Below are 24,217 nucleotides of genomic sequence, written 5' to 3'. Positions count from 1 at the left end.
GAATAAGGCTCCGCCGCGCGCGAAGTCACCGGAGAGCAGCGAGTGCAACGCCGGAAGCCCGCCCCCTTACGAGGGGGCGGGCTTCCGGCGTTGGGAGGCCTGGGGTCGGCGGAGTCAGGTGGGTGGGTGGTTGCGGCGGCGGCGGGCGGCGGGGACGGCTATGGCCGCGGCGGCGACGATGGCGGCGGCCGCCAGGGAGGCGGCGGTGAAGGAGAGAGCCAGGTTGCGGCCGAGGCGGTCTTCGGGGGGTGGCTGGTCGATGGAGACGCGCTGGACGCCCGCGGCGGCCGGGGGCCTGCCCGTGCTGCCCGTGCTGACGGAGGTGACCGCGCGGAGCGGGTTGACCACGCCGGAGCCGGTGCCCTCGACCTGGGCGCCGTCCGCGGTCTGCTCGATGCGCTGCTTGACCTGCATGTAGTTCAGGTTCGGGTTGAAGGAGCGGATCAGCGCGGCGGTGCCGGCGATGTAGGGGGCGGCGAGACTGGTGCCGTTGTCGAGCTTGTAGGAGTTGCGGGGCCAGGTGCTGACGACGTTCTGGCCGGGCGCGGTCACGCTGACCGGAGTCAGGGTGTTGGAGAAGCCGGCGAGCTTGCCGTCACTGGTCAGGGCGCCGACGGAGATCACGCCGGGATAGCTCGCCGGGTACGCCTTCTGCGGGGTCTGCTTGGTCTGGTCGGTGAGGTTGCCGGCCACCGAGACGATCACGACGTCGCGCTGCTGGGCGTACTGGACGGCCCTGCGCAGGTCCGGCAGGTCGGGCGACTGGGACGAAATGTTGATCACCTTGGCGCCCAGGTCGACGGCCTTGCGGATGCCGGCGGCGGCCCAGCCGGGCTGGTTGCCCTGCGCCCTGACGGCCATCTTCACCGAGATGAGCTCGGCCTCGGGCGCGACGCCGATGAGCGGGATGCCCTGGCCGCGCAGGTCCTGCGCGCCGATGATGCCGGCGACCAGCGTGCCGTGGCCGACGCAGTCCTCAAGACCGGCCTTCGTCACGTCGAAGGCCTTGACGTGCCCGCGCAGCTGAGGGTGGCCGGTGTCCACGCCGCTGTCGATCACCGCGACCTTCACGCCCTTGCCCCGGGTGTGCTGCCAGGCGTCGGTGAAGTTCAGCCGTTCCTGCGGCCACAGCTGCTTGGGGAGTTCGGTCGCGGGGTTGCCGAAGGGCAGTGGCTGCTCGCAGGGCGCGGCGGCCCACGCCGGTAGCTGCTGGAGCGGGGGGACGAACAGGGCGGTCATCGCGATGGCCGACGCGAGAGCGAATGTCGACGAACGCCGCAGCACCATTCCTCCAGAGACTGGGTCGCGTCATGAACAACTAGCACATTACCGGGCTCTGCCGGGCGGTGCCCTCAGCGCACCGAGCCGGTGGCGAAGGCCGGGGCCGAGTGTGCAGCGCGGGCCCAGGCATCCGGTTGTTGACGGTGATGTCTGCCATGCCGGGAACGTGGCGAAGCATTACCATCGGGCGGATGTACTCGTACGCACCGGTTCCGCCGCCTCCAGCGGAGCCCGCCGGGGGTCGGCCGCAGCGCGCGTCCGCGCGGCGCTGGGTCGTGCCCCTGTGCGTTCTGTGCGCGGTGGCCGTCCTCGTTCCGGTGCTGTGGGTGACGGGCGGTTTCGCGGAGACGCCGAAGCAGCCGTCCCAGCCGGCGGGCAAGGCGCTGGACCTCGGGCTGTTCACCGTCACCGTCCGGGACGCGCGGGTCGGGCTGGTGGACGGCGGTTTCGGCAGCAAGAAGGAGCGCTTCCTCATCGTGCGGATGAGGGTCGTCAACAAGGGCAAGGAGACCAAGTCGCTCCACATCGGCGGGCTGGCGGACGGCGTCGCGGCGCTGACCAAGGACGGGAAATGGGTGAAGCCCGAGGAGGTCGAGGGCGTCGCCGGGGGCGCGGAGACCATCGTGGCGCAGCCGGAGCTGCCGGTCGAGGTGTCGGTGATGTGGAAGCTGGGCCCGGCGGACGCGCCGCGGAAGCTGACCGTGGGGCTGCGCAAATGGACGTACGACCACGGGTTCACCGACCACGCCTACAGCTGGAAGGTCGACCGTGAGAGCGACAAGCTCGTCGGCCGTCTCACCCTTCCCGTCGCGGAGCTGAGCGTTGGCCCGGAGCCGCAGCCGTCCATCGGCAATGGCCCGCAGCCGCAGCCCGCCGTGAGCCCGCGATGAACGTGCAGAAGGTGCTCCTGAAGGGCGGGGCGGGGATCGGCGGGACGGTGCTGCTCGCCGGCGCGATGTGGATGTACTCGCTGAAGCCCAAGGTCGAGGCGCAGGAGCTGGAGCCGATCCGGGGCGGCGGCACGGTCGGCGAGGAGGTCCGCAACCGCGACTTCAGCGTGCGGGTCGAGAAGGTCGAGGCGGCGAAGTCGCTGGCGCCCGGTCTCAGCTTCGGGAACCCGCCCGCGGTCGGCACGGACGGGATCTACCTCATCGTCCGGGTCAGGGCGACGAGCCACCGCGAGCCGCTGGAGCTGCGGACGGCGGAGCTGGAGACGCCGGGCGGCTTCACCTTCAAGGAGGACCCCCGGACGGGCTCCTCGGCCGGCGGGGCGCAGCCGACGTTCCAGCCGATGATCTGGACGCCGACCGCGTTCGTGTTCGAGCTGCCGAAGAAGCGCCTGGAGGGGGCGCATCTGGTGGTCGGGACGGGCGGGCTGCTGCCGCAGCTGTCGGCGGCGGCCGACATCGACCTGGGTCTCAGTGGTGACCGGGCGGACGAGCTCATCCGCAACGCCCCCGAGCGCTACGACGTGCGGGCGGGCAAGCCATGACGGGCGGATGGCAGGCGCCCCATCAGGGTGGGCGGTTCATGACTGCGCCCGTGACCAGGCCCCAGCCGATCGTCCAGGCCGAGCCCGAACCCGCGGCCGAGCCCGAGGAGCGGGCGGAACGGCTGCGGCCTCGCGACAGAAGGATTCTGCAAGCGATCGCGCTCCTGTGCGTCGTCCCGGCCTTCCTCGTCGTGCAGTGGGTGGACGAGACCAACGGCATCCAGAAGCACCTGAAGCCGAAGGAGAAGGTCACCAGCGTCCAGCCGGGGCAGATCGGCGAGCTCATCGGCGCGCAGTGGAAGGTCATCGGGCGGCAGCAGGCCCCGCCTCTGGTGAGAGACGAAACGAACGACGTGGTCGACCTGCGTATCGGGCTCGCCGTCCGTCCCAGGGACGCCGCCAGCGCGAAGTCGGTCGGTTCCTATGGAATCGTCTATCGGCTCGTCGATGATGAGGGCCGGGAATGGTCGGCGATGGCGACCGGCGCGACGAACCCTAGGGCGGGTGTCGCGATGCGCGTCATCGTCAAGGGGACGGTGCCCCGTGCCAAGGCGGACTCGCTGGAACTGGTGATCCAGGCACCGAAGACGTCACGGAAGCCTGAGGCTCCACTGCCTTCGCTGCGGTTCGAACACTGACCCTCGCCATGACGAGGTTGAACGCGGCCGCCAGCAGGCAGATCCGCAGGATCTCGAAGACGAGCGACGTCCCGAACCCGATGAACGGCAGCACCTGGATCCACCACGTGACCTCGTGCGGGCCGATCAGCTCGTAGACGAAGCGGCGGGACGCGTCCGCCGCCACGTCCAGGCCCGCGAACAGCAGGCAGAACGTCGCGAACGGCATCATCCCGGACCGGCGGACGAGCCGCAGCCCGTACCAGGCGGGCAGCCACATCTCCCGGAAGCCGCGGGTGAGGAGCTCGCGGGGGCTGTTCACCCGGCCGACGCCGCCCGCCCTGGCCAGCCGCCGCGCCGCCCGGCTCCGGCCGAGCACGACCTGCTCGTCGCCCGCGTCCAGGCCGAGGATCACCCCGGCGATCACGAGCCAGATCAGCGCGCCGAGCACCGCGTGCTTGAACGGCGGCCAGAGTTCGAGGACGGGACCGGCGACGTCGGTCGCCCACGTCCAGGCCTCCCGGCCGCTGAACCACTCGACGCCCTTGCTGCGCAGATGGTCGATGCTGAAGATGCCGAACAGCGCGAAGTTGACCTCGAGGAAGGCGACGAGGGCCCCGATGGCGCGGGGCAGCCGCTCCTCCAGCCGCCACTCGGCGGCGACCTTCAGCACGAACAGCCCGGCGGTGAGGCCGATCGCGAGGCCGATGTGCTTCTCCAGCGAGAGCAGCATGTCGAGGGCGTCGAGCTGCCCCTGGAGGCCGCCCTCCTGGAAGCCGCGGCTCGCGGCCTGGTCGGCGAACTCGCGGGCGTCCTCGCCCTGCAGTCCCCACGCCAGGTAGAAGACGACGAACGGGAGCGCGGCGCGGCCCATCGCGCCGATGACCGACTCCTCGTTCCCGACCGCCCAGGGCGTCAGGTCGCCGTCCGCCTCGCGGGCGTGGACCACGTCCAGGCCCTCGCGGACGCTGTGGATCATCAGGACGGCGACGGCGAGGGTGATGACCACCAGCAGGCCGATGGTGGCGATCGGCGCGACCGTCGCCGCCGTGCCCTTCATCTCGCCGAGCCGGTAGCCGGCGTACATGGCGCCGGAGCGGAGCAGCTCGCCGACCGTGAACCACAGGGCGAGCGGCAAGACGAACCGTCCCGCGAGCTTCAGCGTGGCCCACGGGAGTATCAGCGGCGACCGCCCCGACAGTCCGAACATCGCGCTGATCGTAGAGGATCGGCGGCGTCCCCGCGCGCCATGGGCCGCCGGGACGGTGGAAACGCCGGACCCCGCCGTCCCGGATGGTCGGGACGGCGGGGTCCGGCGGCCGTTTCACCGCTTGGGGCGCCCGCATGGACGCCTTGGCCGGACGGGCTCGGTCAGATGGCGACCTCGAGGGCGGCGACCTCGCCGGTCTTGGCCGTCACGGCGTTGTCGACGCTGACGCCTCCGGCGGCCAGGACGCGCACCGTCCAGTCGCCGTCGGCGGCGAAGAACCGGAACACGCCCTCCTCACCGGTGACGACCTCGGCGGTGAACTCACCCGTCGAGTCGAGCAGGCGGGCGTAGGCGCTGGACACCGGGGTGCCGTCCCGGGTGACCTTGCCCTGGATGACGGCCTCGTTCGTCAGGTCGACGGTCGCGGGCAGGTGCGCCGTCTGCTCGGGGGCTGCGCAGCCCTGGGTGGTGGTCATTGCTCCTCCGTTTACTTGGGTGCGCCCAGCTCGATGGGGACGCCGACGAGCGAGCCGTACTCGGTCCAGGAACCGTCGTAGTTCTTCACGTCCTGCAGACCCAGCAGCTCGCGGAGCGCGAACCAGGTGTGCGAGGAGCGCTCGCCGATGCGGCAGTAGGCGATCGTCGCCTTGTTCAGGTCGACGCCGGCCTCGGTGTAGAGCTCGCGGAGCTCCTCGTCGGAGCGGAACGTGCCGTCGTCGTTGGCCGCCTTCGACCACGGGATGCTGCGCGCGGTCGGCACGTGGCCGGCGCGCTGCGACTGCTCCTGCGGCAGGTGGGCGGGGGCGAGCAGCTTGCCGCTGAACTCGTCCGGGGAGCGGACGTCGATCAGGTTCTTGCTGCCGATGGCGTCGACGACCTCGTCGCGGAACGCGCGGATGGTGAGGTCCTGCTCCTGCGCCTTGTAGTCGGTCGCGGGACGGGACGGGACGTCGGTGACGAGCTCGCGGGAGTCCAGCTCCCACTTCTTGCGGCCGCCGTCGAGCAGCTTGACCTTGTCGTGCCCGTACAGCTTGAAGTACCAGTACGCGTACGCCGCGAACCAGTTGTTGTTGCCGCCGTACAGGATGACCAGGTCGTCGTTCGCGATGCCCTTCGCGGACAGCAGCTGCTCGAACCCGGTCTTGTCGACGAAGTCGCGGCGGACCGGGTCCTGCAGCTCGGTCTTCCAGTCGATCTTCACGGCGCCACGGATGTGGCCCTTGTCGTAGGCGGACACGTCCTCGTCGACCTCGACGAGAACGAGACCGGGGTCGTCCAGGTGGGACTCAACCCAGTCGGTGTCCACCAGGACGTCTGAGCGGCTCATGCGGGAACCTCCCTCTCGGAACGGACTTTCGCGGTGATACGTCGGACCAGCAGATACATCTCGCACCCGAGGCAGAACCCGAACGCCGCGTTCAGGAACGCCGCCGCCAGCGCGAGGGCGGTGGCACCGATACCGAGCCAGGTGATCCCCGCCGCGTATCCGGCCGTTCCGGCCAGGGCGAACAGGAGGCCGACACCCTGCGCGAAGCGGGGCGGGGCGGCGTCCTCCAGTTCCCTGGTCGGCGCGAGCCGGGGACGGATGAGCACTGTGTACAGCAGGCCGTACGGGGCGTACCGGAGGCCGAGGAAGGTCGCGATGGCGAACACGACGGCCTGAGCGGCGAGCAATGCCCAGCTTCCGGTCACCAGAACCGCGATCAGAACCGCTGTCGTGACCGACGCGTTGAAGCGCGGCCCACGCGGGTCAACCTGCATCAGGGTGCTCCTGGCGGAGGGAAGCGTGCGTACGAGCTAGAAGTGGAAGTGCTCGGGGGCAGACGGGCTCGATGCCTCAGGCCATGCGACAGAGCGAGGCGGCCAGGCGGCAGAAGTCGACCGCCCGGCGCTTCGTGAGCATCTGCTCTGTCCAGTCACGCACGGACACGATGGTAAGCCGACAATCCACGCGCTGTCACATCCGTCTCGCCTTGCGAGACAGTTACATTCGTCTTCGCGCAGGTCATGTAGGTATGGCCTCGCCGAGAGCGGCGATGACATCGGGTTTGCGGGGGGCTCCTGAGGCGCGGCGGACGATGCGTCCGGCGCCGTCGAGGACGAGGACGGTCGGGGTGCGGATGACGTTCAGCCTGCGGACGAGGTCCAGGTGCGCCTCGGCGTCCAGCTCGATGTGCGCGACGCCGTCGACCATGTCCGCGACCTCGCCGAGGACGCGGCGGGTGGCGCGGCAGGGCGCGCAGAACGCGCTGGAGAACTGCAGGAGCGTGGCCTTCTCGCCGAGTTCGGCGCCGCCAAGGTCATCCGGGTTGAGGGCTGTGTCCACCGCGTCGGCCCCGTTCTGCCGCCGCTGCGCGCGCAGCACGCCGTCGCGGCGCTGCCACAGCAGGCCGAACAGCGTGGCGGCGGCGAGCACCGCGGCCGCGATCAATGCACCGGTCATCGACATGGACAACCCCAGGGGCGGGCGACTTCTTCCGCAGGCGGAAGGCGGCGAGGCGGTCAGGCGGGGATGGTGAGGAGCGGTTTGCCGTCCAGGCCGACGATCTCGAACGAGAACAGCTGCCCGCGCGGGAACATCGTCGAGCCCGTGTACTCACCGTAGCCCTTGTCGTACGGGACGTACCAGCTGCCGAGCGCGTCCCGGCGCCCGTCCCGCGCGATCACCTGCAGCCGGCAGTGCGACCCCTTCGGGACGCCCGCCAGATGCAGCTCGACCTTCGTGCCCCATTTCTTCTTCGTGAGCAGGACGTAGCCGTTGATGTTGGTCTTGGGGTTCGCCGCGGCGATCCGCTCCACGCCGGGAGACGTGGACGTGGACGCGGACGGCGGCGGAGGCGACACGGTCTCGTCCGACCCGGAGGGGAACACCAGGCCGCCGAACAGGGCGCCGATCACCAGCAGCAGGCACGCGGCGGCGGCCAGCGGCGCCCACCTGGCGACCCGCCTGCCCACCCCGTGCCCGGCCTTCGCCCGCCTGGTCAGCGGCTTGAGACGGCCGCCGCGCTGCTCGGCGGCGCGGGCGAGGAGGCCGTCGAGGAGTTCGGGCGGCGGTCCGGCCAGCTCGGCGAGCTGGGCCTCGTCGACCCGGCCGAGCATCGCGGGCAGGCCCGCCAGCCCGGCGAGCTCGTCCCGGCACACCGGGCAGCCCGCCAGATGGGTCTCCACCTGGGAGCGTTCGGCGGGGTCGAGCGCGCCGAGGACGTACACCCCGAGCGAGGTGCGAATGTCAACGCAGCCGTTCATGGCGCCAACCCCCGCTCCTCCAGTGCGAGCTTGAGCGCGCGCAGGGCGTAGTAGGTCCGGGACTTGACCGTGCCGGGCGGGATGCCGAGCGTCTTGGCCGCCTCCGCGACCGACCGGCCCTTGTAGTAGGTCTCCACCAGCACGGCCCGGTGCGGCGGGCTCAGCCCGGCCAGTGCCTCCGCGACCGTCCAGGACTCCAGAGCCCGGTCGATGTCGTCCGAGCCGGACGCGGTCATCATGACATGCTCGTCGATGCCCGTCTCCGGGGGCCTCGCCTGCTTCGCGCGGTGCGCGTCCACCACGAGGTTGCGGGCCACGGTGAACAGCCACGGCCGGACGGGACGCCCGGCGAGCGCCTCAGGATGCTTCCAGGCGCGCAGGAGCGTCTCCTGGACGACGTCCTCGGCCTGGGTGCGGTCCCCACCGGTCAGCCGCAGGACGTAGCCGAGGAGAGGACCTCCGTGCTCGCTGTACAGGGCGCGCAGCAACCCCTCATCCGCGGTGGGACCCACATCCCTGTCACGTACGCGTTTGCGCACCGGTTCACCAGCGCCGCGTGATTTTCATCAGCCCCGCGTCACTTCTGCTGCTGCTGGAGATCGTTCAGCCGGACGTTCTCGGCGGTGGCGCCGACGCGCAGCCCGTCCGGCGTCGGCTCGATCACGCTGATCCGCGACCCGAGCGGGAGGTCGGCGACCGGGACCGTCCAGGTGAGCTGCCGCTTCACCAGGGCCAGCGGGACCGCGGGGCCGCCGCCGGAGCTGACCGAGATCGGCGAGATCGTGATGCCCCGCGCGGTCGGCTTGACCTGCACGATCGCGGTGCTGGACAGGGGGCGGCCGAGGACGGAGCTCTCGAAGTCGACCTCCAGGTCGTCACCCTTCGGGCCGATCCGCTTGACCTGCCGCGGCGCCTCCTTCTTGATCACGTCGTAGGGGATGACGGCGGACGCGGTCGCGGTGCGGGCGGCGACGTTCGCGGCGCTGCCCTGCGTGACCTCCGACAGCGGCGCGCTGACGCCCCGCATGTCGACCTTGACGCTGCTGAGGGTGATGCCGCGCTGCGTCCAGTCGTCGATCGTCACCTCGATGTGGTCGTAGTCGCCGCCGAGCGCCTGCGTCAGGAACGGAAACCCGTGGATGGTGACCTCGGGCGGCTGCTGCAGGTTGTACTGTGCCGCCACCTGCTCGCCGATCTTGTCCTCGGCGACCCGCACGCCGATCCGGTCGGCGGCGACCACGCCGACGGCCAGGAGGACCAGCAGGGCCAGCAGTACTTTCCGCATGTTTCTCCTTCGGGCTCCGTCATGCGCCCCGTCATGGCAGTCCGCGCACACCATAGTGCGCGGATGCCCATGAACGGGTCGCACCGGAGAATGACCTCATAGCCCGAAAAATCACACCACGGTGAGATCAGCCGCCCGCGAACGGCGGGAGAACCTCGACGACGGCGCCGTCCGGCAGCACCACGGAATCGTGCGCGCGCGTTCCCACGGGCTCGCCGTCCACAAGGAACGAGCTGCGCTGCACGACCCGCTGGAACTCGCCGCCGCGCCCCTCCTTCGCCAGCGCCGCCGCGACGGCCTCGGCCAGCGTCCCGGCGTCGTAGGGCTCCTCATGCGTCCCCGCCGCCGCCTTCGCCGCCGCCCAATAACGCAGTGTCCCCTTGGCCATGCTCTACATACTGCCTTTCTCTCCTCCTTCCGGCCCTAGGGGCCCTCAGTCAAACACGCCGGTCACGGGGTCGGACGGAGTCTGTCCCATAGCGGTTGACCTGGGGAAATGCCGAGCTTGCTCCCCATCGGGTCAGAGACGATCAGGGCAAATCTGCGGGGGTTGGCTCCCGGCACGGCTCCCCCGGTTCTCAGGGGAGCCCTGGCGGACGTTCGTGGGCCCTCCTGGTGGGACCTCGCCGCACCCCCCAGCGGGCCCCAGGTCGCTCGGAGCGTGCCCAATGCGGGACCCCCGACTACCGAGGTAGGTCGGGGGTCTGGCGTGGCCCTCGCGCGTTCGTCAGGCCATGTCATGGTCTCCGCGCTTGATCGCGGTCACCAGCTCGCGGAAGCTCGCGGGGGGAAGCGCGAGTGCGGGACCCTCCGGGTTCTTGCTGTCCCGCACGCCGATGTTTCGCGCGAGCGCTGCAACTTCTACGCAACTTGTGTTGTCCGACGTAGCGCTACGGCTCGACTTGCGCCACTGGATCATTGATACATCTCCATAGCTTGTTGGATCACCGCTCGCGATGGTCCGATGGGGGCCGCGATATGACCGATACGGTCGTACCTTACTTCGAAGTCCTGCACGTCCTTCGGGTCGGTCACGAGTCCGCCACCGTGGGGCGCGTCGGCGTATGCGATGTCTCGCGCGTCCACCGTCAGAAGTTCAAGCATGCCGTCATACCCGACATGGACTCCAGCGCTTTTTTCCAGTACCCGCACGTTGACGTGGGGAAGGTTGCTGAGTTCCAACAGGTGGCCGAGTTGCTCGCGCATGATCGCGGACGGGCCGACGGGTTGTTCTAGGACCACCCAGTTGAGAATTACGGATACTTCCGGGGGCTGTTCCCGATTGAACACGGCTGCCTGTCGGTCAAGCCGTGTCTGTACCGCCTCGTCCAGGTTGCGGACGAGTCCAACGGAGAAGACCGCGCGAGCGTAGTCGGGGGTTTGGAGCAGGCCGGGAACTAGTCCGATCTCCCACAGTCGGACGCGTGTTGCACGCGCCTCCTGCTCCGCTAGGTCCCCTAGTCGCCATTCGTCGTCTTTGCGCTCTTTGGCGAACTTCACAAGCCTTGTGAACCGGCGTTCTAGGCTCCACTCGCGGTCAATGATCTCCGCGTGATCAAGCTGCATGGGGATCCTGCCGGATTCGATGCGTGAAACGATTGAACGATCACGGCCGATAAGGCGTGCCAGCGCAGCCCCAGACACTCCCCGCGCGCGGCGCTCTTTTCGCAGCTCAACGGCTATGTAGTCCCACATCGAACGGTCCGGGTCTAGCGACTCTTCGCTGGTCACTGGCCACGCTCCGTCTGTTGCAATCGGTTCATGAACGTAGCGAATGTACCGCGCGGCGGCTCATCCTGTGTGGCGTACGGCACATACATCTAGCCCGTGAGGTGATATCGGGCATGGGCGAACATGCGCGACAAACACGGACGCACCGTGCATCGGTGGTACCGGCCGGAACGGCCTACCCGGTACCGCGCGCACGCCGGGGGGTGGTCCCCCGTAGCACTTCCGACGTGCTCGCCATTCTCGAACCCGTGCACGGGGAGCGTCTGGAGTTCTTTCGCGCGCTACAGGTGGAACTGTCGGACGCGACGGATCTTGCGGCGGTTATCGCGGACGAGAACTGTTATCCCGTGCTGAGTATTACTCGTGTGGACGGAACGCGATCGCTTACGGTCGGGTGCATCTATTGGCGCGGCGAGTGGTGGTTTGCCACTCCTGATATGCCGACGTTCGCGCGGACTGACAATGTGGCGAGAGCGGCGGCCGCGATCAAAAAGGCAATGCGCGACTGAATGGGGAGGAACGGGCAATGTCGGCGAGTGTGGAGTCGCTCACGTCTTATCCGGCGGATTTGGTTCCCGTCGCGGTTGCGGCATTCGAAGAGACTTGGCGTTCGCGAGGTAACTCCCTAACGCTGTTGAATGTCGTGGCGACTGGCGCGCGAGAGGAGGCCGAATTCCGCCTCCGCGAAGCGCCCGAACGGGACTCGACAGAAGCGCTCACGCTCGCGTGGGGCGTCGTGTGGCCGATTCTCGAACGGCTGTTGAAGGAACACAAGTACCTCGCCGAGACGATTAATGACCTGATCGCGGAGGCGGCTAAGCAGGTAACGCACGTTTCGGAAAGCGGCGGAGGCCCGTGAGAAAGTCCGCGTGACGTTCGCCTGCCTTCCCGTAAAAGCAGGGGGTGCGGCGGTCATTGAACCCCCAAGAAAGCCCGCATAATGGCCGTCGCACCCCCGTGCAACAAGAGTCCAGTTCCCTACGCAAAGAATCCGGAAAAGCGTTCAATGTCGCAGATCTTGACCCACCGAAACATCGGCGCTCCGAAGAACGGGAATGGTGACAAGCACAAGAAGCGTGTCCGCCGGGTTGTCCGATGGGTTCGTAAGCGTGTCGGCCTGGTTTCGCGAGTCCGCTAGAAAGACCATCCGGGGAGGCGACCGATTGGGAGCCGGGCGTCCTCCCCATTCCTAGAGATGGCGCTGGCGCGTGCGGTTAATAGGTCCCGCACCCTTTGCCCGCCCTCTCTCGGCCTCCGCCGTCCCGAGTGCTCCGAAGGGACGGCGGAGGCCCATTAATATCCACAGGGGAAATAAGGCGGTCGGTGTTGGCGAGCAAGGCGGAACGCGACGCATTGCGAGAACGAATGCTCCAAAACGGAGCCACGCGCCGCATGATTAAGGACGAAATGATGCGCCGCTTTGGCTATCGTCCTCGCGTCGCATGGCGGCACGCTTTCGGATGGTCTCAAGACGTCACGGCATGTAGATATAACGACCTTCACGACAAGCTAGGCACCGCGCCACTATCGGGGACTCGAATAGGGTGTTTTGAACGCTGGCCAAACAGCAGAGAGCGACCCTCTATTTTTGTGCTGGGCAATCTGGCTAAGCTATTCGGCACGACCATAGATCAGCTGATAGACGCTGACGACTTCGACAATCTCCAGGATCTGGAAAGACACGCACTGAGCGACATGCTTAGGCGGGAGGCCGAAAATGCTGAGCAGCGGCCAGGCGCTCCACAACTGGAATTCGATCACAGCAAGAATGCGGGCAAGGTTGTCTACGGTGAGGGGCACTAAATTTGCAGCCGTTTCCGCCCAGGAATAGACAAAATTGTGATCATTTGCCGGCACTTTTGGGGAATTTGATATGCGACGTCGTCCTATTTGGCGGCCGTGCAGAAAAGGCGCGGACTTTTCCGGGTGCGGCCTGTGCATCTGTCGGTGCGTCTCTTAATGCACTCTTCGGCGTATCCCTCGGCGTGCCCTTCGGCGTACCTCTCGGGATACGCGGACGGTTCACAGCCTCCCCTAGTCAATGGCGGTGCGGGTCCGCCAGTTGCCGGGAACTCTCTTATGGACGGGGGGCGGGGGTCTGGGTGGCGCTGCGGGCCTGCGGGCCTGGGGTGTTGTTCCGCGTTCGCTGCCCTGCCCGTCTTCGCGTTGGCCTGCGCGTCCGCTTTCGGGTCCGCTTTCGTTCGCGCGAAGACTGCCAGCGCCTAAAGCCCCAGGTGGCGGGCCCTCAGACCTCCGATTCGCCTGGCTAAATTCTCTATGAGAATCCGGGGGGTCGGCCTGGGGCTCCCCTTTGCTGGCGTGTCGGCCGGACTCGGATCGCGTCGGCTGGCTCGATGCTGACACGGGTAGGTCCTGTGCGTCTCTGAGAGCCACGCTGACGGCCTAGCAGGGTGCCAGGGTATCCGGGGGAAGGGTAGGAACGCGAAAGCCCCTGACGGTGGCCGTCAGGGGCTTTCGGGTTTGCGGGTGGGTGGTTATGCGGCGCGGAACACGCTATTGATGACGTCCGCGCTTTGCCGGTGAACCGGGCGCAATACCTTGCGGTAATGCCTTTCTAGCGTCTTGACGGTGTGTCCGCAGATGTCCGCGATTACTTCGCGAGGGACGCCATTGTGTGACATGACGCTGACGAATGTTGTGCGCGTTTCCCGTACCGTCCACGCTTCCGGGTCCTCGATGCCCGCGAATTTGAGCACCTTCCGGAATTCGTAGCGCGCGGTCCGCTGCGTGTACTGCGTGCCGTCCGGGCGCGTGAATACCGGCGTTTCGTCGGTGACCGTTCCGCCGAACACGGCGAATTCTTTGGCCTGGATCTCCCGCCATGCTTTGAGTGCCGGAATGGCGATGGCGGCCAATTCCTGTGACCGGAACGATTGTTCTGTCTTGGTCTTTCCCTTGTGCCGGTCGGCGCGCAAGACCGATACCGTTCCTTTGTCCAGGTCGAGCCCGTACCATTTGAGGCCGTTCAATTCGTCCCCGCGTAGTCCGCTGGTGAGGGCGAGAATCACGTACGCGCCGAATCGCACGCGGAACGGAACCTCGGCGGTGGCCCTGGCCAGAATCGCGCGAACCTGGCTCGGTGAGAAACTCTTGCTTTCTCGTCCGTCGTTCTTGCCCTGGATGTTTGCGACCATTCGGGACACGTTCCGGTCGGTGATGCCGTGAACGATCGCGCGGTCAAGTGCGCTGGAAAGCAGGCCGTGAACGTTCGCGATTGTGGTCGTGGCGAGGTTCTCGGCGATGCCGATCAGCCATTCCGACACATGTGTGGGAGTGAGTTCGGCGTCCACTTTGAGCGCGCCGATTTTCACGATGTGATTGCGATTCCATGACCGTAGACCTTCGATGGTCTTCGGTGCGCGTCCCTGCCGTTCTAGGTCGTCAATGTAGTCCGTGACGGCCTGGGTGACGGTCTTGTCTTTCGTGGCGGTACGACCTTTGTCGAGCGATTCAGCCAGTTTCTTCAGCTTTTCCTTGACGGCGGCTTTTGTCGCTGCTTTGCGCTTGGGGCGGTTGCGCTTGCCGTTGGGGTGGCATCCGAGATCGAGCACGCCCGTGTATCCCTTGCCCTCACGGTAAATGCTGCCGTTGTACCCGTTGATGAGTACGCTTGCCATTGCGTTCGCCTCTCGCCGTTTCCCGAGTGGTGGGCGTTTGGGGAGGCCGGACGTTCGTGGCGTTCGGCCTCTCCGCCGTGACCTCACTTATTCGAACGGTCATTCGAACGTCAGGGTTCCGGGGGGAAGTTGATCACGGCTCCCCTGATGGCTCCCTAGAGGTCTTGTGCACTTGTGAACCCCCGTCTACCTGGGGGATCACAGCGTGACACTTATGGGGCCCTCCATCGTCGAGAAACGCGATGCGATCGCTGCATCGCCACGTCTCGCCTGGCGGCTCGCTGCGCGATCAGGCCGGCCGCGTGGTCGTGGCGACGGCCGGGCCTTCCCTGGACGCCGGGAGGTGCTCGGTTATGCTCATGGGAAGGGATCCGGGCGACGAGGCCATGGAGTTCATCAGTAACCCCTTCGTGGCCGCCTCGTCCTTGAGCCGCCGGCCGTCGCCGGGGCTGGAGGATGAGCCGCCTGGGTCCTAACGTCTTTTTCAGGGACGGGAGGCGGCACGTGAGCAGCTTGCTCCTGCTGACCAACGCGCTAGAGCCCTCCGACGAGGTCCTGCCCGCACTAGGCCTCCTGCTGCACTCCACGCGCGTCGCCCCGGCCGAGGCGTCCGCGCTCATCGACGCGCCGCCCGCCGACGTCCTGCTGGTGGACGCGCGCCGCGACCTGGTCCAGGCCAAGAGCCTGTGCCGGCTGCTGCGCACCACCGGGCTCGACTGCCCGCTCCTCGCCGTCGTGACGGAGGGCGGCCTGGCCGCGCTCAGCCCCGAATGGGGACTGGACGACGTGCTGTTGCAGACCGCCGGACCGGCCGAGGTCGAGGCCCGCCTCCGCCTCGCCGTCGGGCGCGCCGCCGCCGAGACCGACGACGAGGAGACCCCCGGCGAGATCCGCAGCGGCGACCTCACGATCGACGAGGCCACCTACACGGCACGGCTGCGGGGCCGCGTGCTCGACCTCACGTTCAAGGAGTTCGAGCTGCTGAAGTACCTGGCCCAGCACCCGGGCCGCGTCTTCACCCGCGCCCAGCTCCTCCAGGAGGTCTGGGGCTACGACTACTTCGGCGGCACCCGGACGGTGGACGTCCACGTCCGCCGCCTCCGCGCCAAGCTGGGCGCCGAGTACGAGTCCCTGATCGGCACGGTGCGCAACGTCGGCTACCGCTTCGTCCCCGACCACCGCCCCGGCGACGCAGAAGAGAAGTCCCCTGCCAGGGCTTAGCCGAAGCGGCCGGTGATGTAGTCCTCGGTGGCCTTCTGGTCGGGGTTGGTGAAGATCTTGCTGGTGTCGTCGATCTCGATGAGCTTGCCCGGCTTGCCCGTGCCGGCGATGTTGAAGAACGCCGTGCGGTCGCTGACGCGGGCGGCCTGCTGCATGTTGTGGGTGACGATGACGATCGTGTACTGGGTCTTCAGCTTGTCGATGAGGTCCTCGATGGCGAGGGTGGAGATGGGGTCGAGCGCGGAGCACGGCTCGTCCATCAGCAGGACCTGGGGCTGGACGGCGATGGCGCGGGCGATGCAGAGGCGCTGCTGCTGCCCGCCGGACAGGCCGGCACCGGGCTTGCCGAGCCGGTCCTTGACCTCGGTCCACAGGTTGGCGCCGCGCAGCGACTCCTCGACGGTCTCGTCCAGCCGGGCCTTGCGGCGCACGCCGTTCAGCTTCAGGCCCGCCGCCACGTTGTCGTAGATCGACATGGTGGGGAACGGGTTGGGCCGCTGGAACACCATGCCGACGACGCGGCGGACGGCGACGGGGTCGACGTTCGAGGCGTACAGGTCCTCGTCGTCCAGCATCACCTTGCCTTCGACGCGGGCGCCGGGGATGACCTCGTGCATGCGGTTCAGCGTGCGCAGGAACGTGGACTTCCCGCAGCCCGACGGCCCGATGAACGCCGTCACCGAGCGCGGCTCGACCGTCATCGAGATGTCCTCGATGGCGTGGACGCCGCCGTAGTAGGCGTGCAGCCCGGAGACTTCGATCCGCTTGGCCATGGGGTGGTTGCTCCTTATCCGGGGGTGTCAGCGGCCTGCGGGCCTGCGCCGGCCCGCGACGAGACGGGCGGCGAGGTTGAGCAGCATGATGATCAGGATCAGCACGAGCGCGCCCGTCCAGGCGCGGTCGATCGAGGTCTGGTTCGGGTCCTTCGCCTGTTCCCAGATGAAGGTGGGCAGCGAGCCCTGCGGGCCGCTGAAGGCGTTGCCGTTGATCGCCTTGGTGAAGAAGATCGTGAGCAGCAGCGGGGCGGTCTCGCCCATCACCCGGGCCACCGCCAGCATGATCCCGGTGATCATGCCGGTGAGCGCGGTCGGCAGCACCACGAACAGGATCGTCCGCCAGCGCGGCACGCCGAGCGCGTAGGACGCCTCCCGCAGCTCGTTCGGTACCAGCTTCAGCATCTCCTCGCTGGCCCGCACGACGGTGGGGATCATCAGGATCGTCAGCGCGAGCGCGCCGGCGAACCCGGAGAAGCCGAACCCGAGGGTCAGCAGCCACAGCGCAAGCACGAACAGGCCGGCGACGATCGACGGGATGCCGGTCATCACGTCCACGGTGAAGCTGATCGCCTTGCCGAGCCGCCCGTTCCCGGCGTACTCCACCAGGTAGATCGCGGTGAGCACGGCGATCGGGACGGAGATCACGCTGGTGATCAGGACCTGCTGCAGCGTGCCGAGGATCGCGTGGTAGGCGCCGCCGCCCGCGTCGCGGCCGCCGACGGCGTTCATGGAGAACTGGAAGAACGTCGGGTCCAGACGCTTGGCGCCGTTCACGATGACCGTCCACAGCACCGAGAGCAGCGGGATCAGTGCCAGCGCGAACGCGAGGTAGACCAGCGCCTGGACGGCCCGGTCCTTGATCCGGCGGCCGATGGACACCGGCGCGAGCCGGGCGCCCGGGGCGGGCTTGCCGGTGGAGATGGCGGTCACACGAACTCCTTCCGGCGCGCGACGACCGCGCGGGCGGCCATGTTGACGACGAGGGTGATCACGAAGAGGACGAGACCGGAGGCGATCAGCGCGCCGCGGGCGGTCACGCCCGCCTCGTCGAAGCTGTTGGCGATGTTCGCGGCGAACGTGCTGCCGCCGTTCTCCAGGACGTGCCAGTTGATCCCGGGCACGAACGTCAGCACCATCGCGACGGCGATCGTCTCGCCCATGGCGCGGCCGAGGCCGAGCATCGAGGCGCCGATCATGCCGGACCGCCCGTAGGGCAGCACCGACATCCGGATCATCTCCCAGCGGGTGGCGCCGAGCGCCAGCGACGCCTCCACATGGTCCTGCGGGACCTGGAGGAACACCTCGCGGGAGATGGACGAGATGATCGGCAGGATCATGATCGCCAGCACCACCGAGGCGGTGAAGATCGAGTTCTTGCCGGGGCTGTCGCCGCCGAACAGCGGGAACCAGCCGAGCGCCGAGTTGAGGAACGCGCTGATGCCCTCCATGTGCTTGGACAGGAAGATCAGGCCCCACAGCCCGTACACGATGCTCGGGACGGCGGCGAGCAGGTCGACGATGTAGCCGAGCCCGGTCGCGAGCCGCCGCGGCGAGTAGAACGAGATGAACAGCGCGATCCCGATCGCCACCGGCGTCGCGATCAGCATCGCCAGCAGCGAGGACATCACCGTCCCGAACGCCAGCTGCGCGATGCCGAACTTCGGCGGTGTCGCGTTCGGGTTCCACTCCTCGCTGGTGAGGAAGTTCGCCTCGTTGTCCTGCAGGGCCGGGATCGCCTTCCAGACGAGGAACGCCCCGATCGCGGCGACGATCCCCAGCACGAAGATGCCGGAGCCGCGGGCCGCCCCGGCGAAGATCCTATCGCCGGCCCGTCCGGTGCTCATCTTGGTACCGGTGGCACGATGCCGCGCGCCGGCCACCGACTCGGCGCCCGAGCGGGCCTCGACGCCGGTCTCACTGCTCATGGGGGCTCCTCCTCGGGTCAGGTCGTCCGAACCCACGCCTGCCCCGCCGCCGAACTCGCCGGCGGCGGGGCTGCGGGTGCCGTCGTCCGCTGTCAGGACAGGGCCTTCACGGACGCCTGGACCTTGGTCAGCACGGTCTGCGGAAGCGGCGCGTAGCCGACGTCGGTCAGGATCTTCTGGCCGGCGTCGGACGAGGTGTAGGTCAGGAACGACTTGACGAACGCGGCCTGCTCGGCGGGCAGCCCCTTCGAGCACGCGATCTCATACGTGACCAGGACGATCGGGTAGGCGCCCGGCTCCTTGGTGCCGTAGTCGATCTTCAGCGCGACATCGTTGCCGGTGCCGACGACCTGCGCCCCGGCGACGGCCTTGGACGCGCTGTCGGGCGACAGCTGGGTGTACTCGCCGGCGCCGTTCTTGACGTGCGCCGTCTGCAGCTTGTTGTTCTCCGCGTACGACATCTCCACGTAGGAGATCGCGCCCGCGGTGCTCTTCACCTGGCTGGTGACGCCGTCGGACTTGGGCGCGCCCTGGCCGGTGGAGTTCGGCCACTTCTTGGCCTTCTCCCACGTCCACACGTCCGGGGCGGTCTTGTTCAGGTAGGCCGTGAAGTTGTCGGTGGTGCCGGACTCGTCCGACCGGTACACCGGCTTGATCTGCGAGGACGGGAGCTTGGCGCCCTCGTTCTCCTTCGCGATGGCCGGATCGTTCCAGGTCTTGATCTTGCCCGAGAAGATCTTGGCGATCGTGTCGGACGACAGCTTCAGCCCGTCCACGCCCTGAAGGTTGTAGACGACGGCGACGGGGCCGACGACCATCGGCAGGTTCAGCGCCGGGTTCCCCTTGCAGCGCGCCTGCGCGGCGGTGACCTCCTCGGGCTTGAGCGCCGAGTCCGAGCCGGCGAACGACACCTGGCCGCTCGTGAACGCCTGGATGCCCGCGCCCGAACCGTTCGGGTTGTAGTTGAGGTTGGCGCCCGCGCACTTGCTCGCGTAGACCTTCGTCCACTCCTCGACGGCGTTCTTCTGCGCGCTGGAACCGGCCGCGTTGACGCTGGCCTTCGCGCAGTCGATGTCGCCCGTCGGGGCCTTGCTGGACGTCGCCGTCGTGTTGGCATCGCTCCCGCAGGCGGTGAGGGCCAGTGCCCCCGCGACGACCACGCCGCCCAGGGCGGCGAGTCGGGAACCGTTCTTCACCGGAGGGTCTCCTCTTATATCGTCTCGCGGGACCCCCGGGGCCGTTCCTGGTCAGCTCTCTGGGGCGCCGGGGTCACCGTCGGAAGCGACGCTAGGCAGGCGAGGTGACCAGCCGCCCCGATCCAGGTGAACGAGCGATGAACGGGGACGAGCAGCACTGCGAAAAATGTCCCGCTTTGCCATGGACGCCGGGTTAACAGCGCAGCTCACAAGCGCAAAGAACCCTCCCCGATCAAGCAACCGAGGTTTAGACCCCCCAACACGGGACAAGGGCGGCCACCCCTCGCGTGACCTGCGCCGTTGAGCGGATCGGGCCCTCTGATCAGGTACATCCACGCGACGCGGCGCCAGGCCGTATCGTGCGATCATGTCCGCCGTGTTCCGCGCCCCGACAATCATCGTGAGGAACGAGGGTTTCGACGACGAGACGGGGCTGCTGGAGTACACCTACGCCGACGCGGAGGGCGAGGTGCTCGCCACGGCGACCGACTCGAAGCGGCGGAATGGTCGGCTGTTCCGGATCGCGCCTCCGCTGGAGCCCAAGCCGTTCCGGTTCGACCTCATGCTGCGCGCACCCGACGGGGCGCAGCTGCTGCGGATAGAGAAACGGCAGCGATTTCCCCAACGCGTCTGGACCCGGGTCACCGGGCCCAAGGGCGAGGTGATCGGTTTCGCCACTGGACCGTTCGGGCCTTTCGCGTCCTGGGCCTTCGCGTTGAAGGACGTCAACAAGAAGGCGCTCGCGCATGTCAAGGACGACCACGGCAGGCGCATTCTCCCGAAGCAGGGGCCGCTCAGCTATACCTGCCGCCGGGGCCGCACCGAAATCGCTCAGCTGGTCGCCACCAGGTATTGGCAAACGAAAGTGCGCGGCACAAGAGACTTCTTCAACAGGTTCGGGAACGAGTACACACTGCAGATCTCGGGCGAGGTGGACGACACGCTCCGAATGCTGATCGTGGCGTTCCCCATCATCGCGGACGTGAGCCGCAACTTCATGGCGCACAACAGCCATTACACCCTTAACCGGACTAGCGGACGGCTCGGAAGCGGGTGCGGTAGGGAGTCATCTATCTCTCGATGAGGACGCTGCAGGGAGCTACCAGAAGAGCCGGTCCGTGATCTGACAGGGACAACATGATCGACCGCGCGTTCGGAGCAAGGCAGTAATTCTGAGCCCGAAGCGTGGCGCCGCCGCGTTCGCTAACTCAGTAGCCGCACCGCGCGAACCAGAGCACAATGCTGCCTGTGATCGTCTTGTTCGACGCAAACGCCCTGACTGCCACCCCGTTCCACAACGCCTGGTGGAAGGTGCTTGCCCTTGCCAGCGACGACTGGAACGTTCAGATACTCATCCCACGGGTCTCCTTCGAGGAGATGGTCGCCAAGGCCGAACGGGACGCGGACAAACTGATCAAGGACTTGGCGGCGATCGCCAACAAGGCTGGGAACACCTCTGGCTTTCAGTTGGCCCGTGCTGACCTTCAGGAGCGACGCGACGCCATCCGCGCGAACCTGACGGAGGCCGCCGCCGCTGCCGGAGCGGTGTTGGTCGACCCCGTGAACGTTCCCCCGATGGAGATCGTGAGGCGGCAGACCCAACGCATCAAGCCCTGCAAGGAGAGCAACGGCGACGGCTACCGCGACACGCTCAACTGGCTGACTGTTCTGGACATCGCGACCGGCAACCCCGACCAGGAAGTGGTCTGGGTCTCCCAGGACAAAGACTTCGCCGCCTCTGAGCGTGCGCTGCACAGGGAGTTGATCGCCGAGGCCGAGGTCGCCGGCGTCGCGGACCGGCTAACGCTGTGGCCCTCCATCGGCGCCCTGGTCCAGAGCCTGCTGGAGCAGCGCGAGCTCGACAGCGATGCCGACGCCGCACACCTGGCCCTGATGATCCAGGCGATCCAGCGCTACATCGCGGGGGAAATCCCGGGAATGTTGACCGAGAACGGCGACTTCACCGACGAGGACATCCTGGTCATCCCCGAAGCCGACGATATCGAGGTCGAACAGCCCCCTACTGACGGGCACAAATGGGGCTTCAGCGTGAAGGTCTATGTCATCACGGCATCAGATGGCGACACGGCCACCGGCTACGCCCACACGAGCGGCACGGTAACAACCGACATCTACGGCAAGCCACTCGCTGGCCAGATCACCGAAGTCGAGTGGCGCCTGCGGTTCATGGCTTCTGTCGGCCCGAGTGAGCTATCAGCCATCATCCATCTGCGCGACCAAGTCCGCGAAGCGATGTTCCCAGATAGTCTGCGCGACCAGATTCGCGAAGCGATGTTTCCGGCCGCCCTGCGCGACCAGGTCCGCGAGGCCATGTTTCCACCCGGCCTGCGCGACCAGGTCCGCGAGGCCACCTTTCCACCCGGCCTGCGCGCAGAGATGCAGCGCATTGCTGCTGATCTCACTAGTCGCAACCCGTCCGCGTCCGAGCGAACCTCGGGGAGTGCAGCCGAGCAGCAGGCCAGCGGTGACGAGGACGAGACACCAGCGCCTGAGCACGACACATGATGTCGACTCAACACCGGCCGGAACTGCTCGCGCATGCTGGTCATCGGCAGCAGTGGCGGTGAGCCGCTTACCAGCACTGCCTATGGGATGGCTTCTCACTCCTGCAGCTGCAGCTCGCTGACCAGGCTCTCGACGCGCTGGGGCGTCCATCACCCAATCCAGGTAGCGCTTGCCGAGGAAGACCGGGCAGGTGTCCCACAGCCCATGGTGATCACCACATCGGAGGCGGACGGCACCGAAGGCGAGGAAGTTTGGTGTCTTGGTGAAGATGTCGATGCCCTTCTCGGCCATCGCCTCGACAACGGCGGGATAGACGACGTCGGCGGGCGCCGATCCGGCCAGGTGGACCTCGACGGTGTCGCCGGCGCGATTCGCCAGCCGTGCTAAGGCTCCGCCCAAATCGAATTTTGCACGCGCAGCAGTGTGTGAGCCGCTGGCGAGTTTGATCGCCGACGCCGACGGAGGCAAAGCCGACGCCGATCAAGATCGCCGCTGCTCCCAGCCGAGTCCGCCGGAAGGGCCAGTTCACCAGCGATCGAACTCGTCAGCTCCCGGCCCTTCGTCCCCGGAGCGACACGTCCGGACGGGGGCCCGACCAACGTGCTCCCCCTCCCGTCGCCAGAACACCCCCTATAGGCTCCTGACCAGCACTGACAGGGCTTCAAGGCCGCATCCCCAGCCCCGAGGGACCCCGAGCCGCTCAAGAAAGCCTGCACTTTCTCAGCCGCCGCCAACGCCCCACGCCACCCACCCCGCCATCCCCGGCTCCCTCTGCAAACGGGCTCTTGGCTCTTCAGAGGTTCTACTTGTGGTCATTCACAGGTAATAGATTGGCTATCTATATGTTCCGTCTGCCGAAGTAATCCAGATTCGCCCGGCTATGGTAGCCACGAGGGGGTTTGGGGATAGTTTTAGAGACATGAACCAGCAACCGATCGCCGACGCGCGAAGCACTCTCAAGTTCCTCCTGGACGGTTCCGGGCGCAAGTCCCGCAGCGCGCCCATCCGCACGACCTTCGTGGGCATCCCCCTCAAGGAGCGCGAGAACAAGGGGCCCCGGACGAAGCCCGGGCCGCTTTCGGTGCTGGTCAAGCGCCACGACGCAACCGGGCTCGACCTCTATCTGATCTTGATGGCCCTGGCCTCCGCGCTGCCCTACGACGTCACCCGGGACTCCCGCTACTTCGCCCGCGCCCTCGACCTCAAGGACGCGAAGGACAACTACAACACCGGCGCGATCTCCAAGGCATGGGCCCGCCTGGAGGACCGCGGCCTGATCACCCGCGCCAGGAAGGGCAAACTGGCCTCGATCACGCCCCGGCCCGAGAGCGGCGAGGCTCCCGAAGACGAGCCCTACACCGCGCCCGCGGGCAAGGACGACTGGTACTTCAAGATCCCGTTCGAATACTGGCTCGACGACGAGCAGTCCCTGCACGAGAAGCTGACGCTGCCCGAGAAAGCCATGCTCCTGATCGGGCTCTCCAGGCTCGTCGGCAAGACGGAGTTCACCCTGACCGCCGAGAACGCCGAACGCTGGTATGGCGTCTCCACGGAGACCGCCCAACGCGGCCTCAAGGGCTTGGTCGACAAGAAGGTCTTCGAACGGCGCCGGGCCCGCAGGGCGGCCCCCGAAACCCCTGAAGGCTTCACCTACGACAGCTTCTACTCCCTGACCGGCCCTCTCAAGAAGCAGGCCGAGACCGTCACGGACGACACGCCAGCCGAGGCCGCCCCGTCCTCCGCGACGCCGGGAGGGAACTCGTGACCCGCAACCGAGGATCACCAGCCAAGCCGGCCAAGCAAGATCAGCAGCAACGGCCCCCGAGGCACCTGGGGCCGCCGCTCCAGCTCAATCAGAGAGAAGTAAGTTGAACGACCTTCAGAATACGGCCGAGAATCAGCCCGCGGAATCGGCCCCCGCCATCCCTGCCCAGGCCGGCAAGACCGAAATCACCAGCCAGGCGCACGCCGGGATCGACCTCCGCATCACCGCGGGGATCAACATCAAGATGGCGATCATCATCACCGTCGCTGCCATCATCACCATCACCTACTTACTCGTCTAGGTGATCA

Annotated in this window: 30 protein-coding genes; 11 read left to right on the top strand and 19 right to left on the bottom strand. The window is 67.4% G+C overall.

All coding sequences use genetic code 11. The features are described from left to right. Nucleotides 1-114: 114 nt before the first annotated feature. Entirely contained in the window at nucleotides 115-1,287 is a 1,173-nt protein-coding gene (locus ACH34S_RS32930) for a S8 family serine peptidase (protein ID WP_395956762.1), read from the bottom strand. Nucleotides 1,288-1,472: 185 nt separating this feature from the next. Here ACH34S_RS32930 and ACH34S_RS32925 point away from each other — a divergent pair, with 185 nt between their 5' ends. Genes ACH34S_RS32925 through ACH34S_RS32915 form a run of 3 tightly spaced genes read left to right on the top strand, consistent with a single transcriptional unit; the run spans nucleotide 1,473 to nucleotide 3,411 of the window. Beyond that, nucleotides 1,473-2,171, top strand: a complete 699-nt coding sequence (locus ACH34S_RS32925; protein ID WP_395956761.1) for a hypothetical protein — start codon at nucleotides 1,473-1,475, stop codon at nucleotides 2,169-2,171. Continuing rightward, nucleotides 2,168-2,773 carry a hypothetical protein gene (locus ACH34S_RS32920; protein ID WP_395956760.1) on the top strand — a complete coding sequence of 202 codons (606 nt, stop codon included), beginning with the start codon at nucleotides 2,168-2,170 and terminating at the stop codon, nucleotides 2,771-2,773. Before ACH34S_RS32925 ends, ACH34S_RS32920 begins: the two co-directional genes overlap by 4 nt. Before the next feature lie 38 nt (nucleotides 2,774-2,811). Continuing rightward, a complete protein-coding gene (locus ACH34S_RS32915; protein ID WP_395956759.1) occupies nucleotides 2,812-3,411 on the top strand; it encodes a hypothetical protein in 600 nt (199 codons plus the stop codon). Here ACH34S_RS32915 and ACH34S_RS32910 read toward each other — a convergent pair. The 12 genes from ACH34S_RS32910 to ACH34S_RS32855 form a co-directional block, all read right to left on the bottom strand. Next, the gene (locus ACH34S_RS32910; RefSeq protein ID WP_395956758.1) at nucleotides 3,299-4,600 is read right to left on the bottom strand and encodes a hypothetical protein; all 1,302 of its coding nucleotides are present in this window, start codon (nucleotides 4,598-4,600) and stop codon (nucleotides 3,299-3,301) included. The genes ACH34S_RS32915 and ACH34S_RS32910 overlap by 113 nt on opposite strands. Nucleotides 4,601-4,761: 161 nt before the next feature. After that, nucleotides 4,762-5,076 carry a DUF1416 domain-containing protein gene (locus tag ACH34S_RS32905; RefSeq protein ID WP_395956757.1) on the bottom strand — a complete coding sequence of 105 codons (315 nt, stop codon included), beginning with the start codon at nucleotides 5,074-5,076 and terminating at the stop codon, nucleotides 4,762-4,764. Between the two features lie 11 nt (nucleotides 5,077-5,087). Further along, nucleotides 5,088-5,927, bottom strand: a complete 840-nt coding sequence (locus ACH34S_RS32900) for a sulfurtransferase (protein WP_395956756.1) — start codon at nucleotides 5,925-5,927, stop codon at nucleotides 5,088-5,090. Further along, the gene (locus ACH34S_RS32895; RefSeq protein WP_395956755.1) at nucleotides 5,924-6,361 is read right to left on the bottom strand and encodes a DUF4395 domain-containing protein; all 438 of its coding nucleotides are present in this window, start codon (nucleotides 6,359-6,361) and stop codon (nucleotides 5,924-5,926) included. The genes ACH34S_RS32900 and ACH34S_RS32895 overlap by 4 nt, the downstream gene beginning before the upstream one ends. A 76-nt stretch (nucleotides 6,362-6,437) precedes the next feature. Continuing rightward, on the bottom strand, nucleotides 6,438-6,503 hold the full coding sequence (locus ACH34S_RS32890; protein ID WP_360610734.1) for a putative leader peptide: 66 nt from the start codon (nucleotides 6,501-6,503) through the stop codon (nucleotides 6,438-6,440). Nucleotides 6,504-6,605: 102 nt separating this feature from the next. Continuing rightward, nucleotides 6,606-6,926, bottom strand: coding sequence for a TlpA family protein disulfide reductase (locus ACH34S_RS32885; RefSeq protein ID WP_395956933.1), 321 nt, complete (start codon nucleotides 6,924-6,926; stop codon nucleotides 6,606-6,608). Nucleotides 6,927-7,102: 176 nt separating this feature from the next. Beyond that, nucleotides 7,103-7,846 (bottom strand): anti-sigma factor family protein, encoded by a 744-nt coding sequence (locus ACH34S_RS32880; RefSeq protein WP_395956754.1) that lies wholly within the window; start codon nucleotides 7,844-7,846, stop codon nucleotides 7,103-7,105. After that, nucleotides 7,843-8,331 carry a sigma-70 family RNA polymerase sigma factor gene (locus ACH34S_RS32875; protein WP_230421025.1) on the bottom strand — a complete coding sequence of 163 codons (489 nt, stop codon included), beginning with the start codon at nucleotides 8,329-8,331 and terminating at the stop codon, nucleotides 7,843-7,845. The genes ACH34S_RS32880 and ACH34S_RS32875 overlap by 4 nt, the downstream gene beginning before the upstream one ends. Nucleotides 8,332-8,423: 92 nt before the next feature. Continuing rightward, a complete protein-coding gene (locus tag ACH34S_RS32870; RefSeq protein WP_395956753.1) occupies nucleotides 8,424-9,131 on the bottom strand; it encodes a DUF2993 domain-containing protein in 708 nt (235 codons plus the stop codon). Nucleotides 9,132-9,258: 127 nt separating this feature from the next. Next, complete coding sequence (locus ACH34S_RS32865; protein WP_395956752.1) at nucleotides 9,259-9,519, bottom strand: MoaD/ThiS family protein; 261 nt, start codon at nucleotides 9,517-9,519, stop codon at nucleotides 9,259-9,261. Nucleotides 9,520-9,858: 339 nt separating this feature from the next. Beyond that, nucleotides 9,859-10,050: a DUF397 domain-containing protein gene (locus ACH34S_RS32860; RefSeq protein WP_395956751.1), complete on the bottom strand. Its 192-nt coding sequence runs from the start codon at nucleotides 10,048-10,050 to the stop codon at nucleotides 9,859-9,861. Then, nucleotides 10,047-10,862 carry a helix-turn-helix domain-containing protein gene (locus ACH34S_RS32855; RefSeq protein ID WP_395956750.1) on the bottom strand — a complete coding sequence of 272 codons (816 nt, stop codon included), beginning with the start codon at nucleotides 10,860-10,862 and terminating at the stop codon, nucleotides 10,047-10,049. The genes ACH34S_RS32860 and ACH34S_RS32855 overlap by 4 nt, the downstream gene beginning before the upstream one ends. Nucleotides 10,863-11,089: 227 nt before the next feature. Between ACH34S_RS32855 and ACH34S_RS32850 the strand changes: the two genes are divergently transcribed. Beyond that, the gene (locus tag ACH34S_RS32850; protein ID WP_395956749.1) at nucleotides 11,090-11,371 is read left to right on the top strand and encodes a hypothetical protein; all 282 of its coding nucleotides are present in this window, start codon (nucleotides 11,090-11,092) and stop codon (nucleotides 11,369-11,371) included. A 17-nt stretch (nucleotides 11,372-11,388) separates the two neighbouring features. Further along, nucleotides 11,389-11,721, top strand: a complete 333-nt coding sequence (locus tag ACH34S_RS32845) for a hypothetical protein (protein ID WP_395956748.1) — start codon at nucleotides 11,389-11,391, stop codon at nucleotides 11,719-11,721. A 752-nt stretch (nucleotides 11,722-12,473) separates the two neighbouring features. On the opposite strand, the gene ACH34S_RS32840 is transcribed toward ACH34S_RS32845, so the two are convergent. Together ACH34S_RS32840 and xerC are read right to left on the bottom strand one after the other, a co-directional pair. Beyond that, complete coding sequence (locus tag ACH34S_RS32840; protein WP_395956747.1) at nucleotides 12,474-12,719, bottom strand: hypothetical protein; 246 nt, start codon at nucleotides 12,717-12,719, stop codon at nucleotides 12,474-12,476. 638 nt (nucleotides 12,720-13,357) lie between these two features. Then, nucleotides 13,358-14,500, bottom strand: a complete 1,143-nt coding sequence (gene xerC, locus ACH34S_RS32835; protein WP_395956746.1) for a tyrosine recombinase XerC — start codon at nucleotides 14,498-14,500, stop codon at nucleotides 13,358-13,360. A gap of 504 nt (nucleotides 14,501-15,004) precedes the next feature. Between xerC and ACH34S_RS32830 the strand changes: the two genes are divergently transcribed. Beyond that, nucleotides 15,005-15,721 carry a winged-helix domain-containing protein gene (locus tag ACH34S_RS32830; RefSeq protein WP_395956745.1) on the top strand — a complete coding sequence of 239 codons (717 nt, stop codon included), beginning with the start codon at nucleotides 15,005-15,007 and terminating at the stop codon, nucleotides 15,719-15,721. On the opposite strand, the gene pstB is transcribed toward ACH34S_RS32830, so the two are convergent. The 4 genes from pstB to pstS all read right to left on the bottom strand — a co-directional run bounded on the left by pstB (nucleotide 15,718) and on the right by pstS (nucleotide 19,618). After that, entirely contained in the window at nucleotides 15,718-16,494 is a 777-nt protein-coding gene (gene pstB, locus ACH34S_RS32825; RefSeq protein WP_395956744.1) for a phosphate ABC transporter ATP-binding protein PstB, read from the bottom strand. The genes ACH34S_RS32830 and pstB overlap by 4 nt on opposite strands. 27 nt (nucleotides 16,495-16,521) lie before the next feature. Beyond that, on the bottom strand, nucleotides 16,522-17,427 hold the full coding sequence (gene pstA / locus ACH34S_RS32820; protein ID WP_395956743.1) for a phosphate ABC transporter permease PstA: 906 nt from the start codon (nucleotides 17,425-17,427) through the stop codon (nucleotides 16,522-16,524). Beyond that, nucleotides 17,424-18,422 carry a phosphate ABC transporter permease subunit PstC gene (pstC, locus tag ACH34S_RS32815; protein ID WP_395956742.1) on the bottom strand — a complete coding sequence of 333 codons (999 nt, stop codon included), beginning with the start codon at nucleotides 18,420-18,422 and terminating at the stop codon, nucleotides 17,424-17,426. Before pstC ends, pstA begins: the two co-directional genes overlap by 4 nt. 92 nt (nucleotides 18,423-18,514) lie before the next feature. Then, on the bottom strand, nucleotides 18,515-19,618 hold the full coding sequence (pstS, locus tag ACH34S_RS32810; RefSeq protein WP_395956741.1) for a phosphate ABC transporter substrate-binding protein PstS: 1,104 nt from the start codon (nucleotides 19,616-19,618) through the stop codon (nucleotides 18,515-18,517). A gap of 367 nt (nucleotides 19,619-19,985) precedes the next feature. Here pstS and ACH34S_RS32805 point away from each other — a divergent pair, with 367 nt between their 5' ends. From ACH34S_RS32805 to ACH34S_RS32785, 5 genes are all read left to right on the top strand, one after another. Continuing rightward, nucleotides 19,986-20,702: a hypothetical protein gene (locus tag ACH34S_RS32805; protein WP_395956740.1), complete on the top strand. Its 717-nt coding sequence runs from the start codon at nucleotides 19,986-19,988 to the stop codon at nucleotides 20,700-20,702. Nucleotides 20,703-20,866: 164 nt separating this feature from the next. After that, nucleotides 20,867-22,144 carry a PIN domain-containing protein gene (locus ACH34S_RS32800; RefSeq protein ID WP_395956739.1) on the top strand — a complete coding sequence of 426 codons (1,278 nt, stop codon included), beginning with the start codon at nucleotides 20,867-20,869 and terminating at the stop codon, nucleotides 22,142-22,144. 204 nt (nucleotides 22,145-22,348) lie between these two features. Further along, nucleotides 22,349-22,531 (top strand): hypothetical protein, encoded by a 183-nt coding sequence (locus ACH34S_RS32795; RefSeq protein ID WP_395956738.1) that lies wholly within the window; start codon nucleotides 22,349-22,351, stop codon nucleotides 22,529-22,531. Between the two features lie 532 nt (nucleotides 22,532-23,063). Continuing rightward, nucleotides 23,064-23,909, top strand: a complete 846-nt coding sequence (locus ACH34S_RS32790; RefSeq protein WP_395956737.1) for a hypothetical protein — start codon at nucleotides 23,064-23,066, stop codon at nucleotides 23,907-23,909. Nucleotides 23,910-24,012: 103 nt separating this feature from the next. Beyond that, a complete protein-coding gene (locus ACH34S_RS32785) occupies nucleotides 24,013-24,210 on the top strand; it encodes a hypothetical protein (RefSeq protein ID WP_395956736.1) in 198 nt (65 codons plus the stop codon). Nucleotides 24,211-24,217: the final 7 nt, after the last annotated feature.

The organism is Actinomadura sp. 3N508, assembly GCF_044326375.1.
Lineage (GTDB): Bacteria > Actinomycetota > Actinomycetes > Streptosporangiales > Streptosporangiaceae > Spirillospora.
Note: the sequence above shows the minus strand (reverse complement) of the source record. Positions and strands in the feature narration are given on the sequence as shown.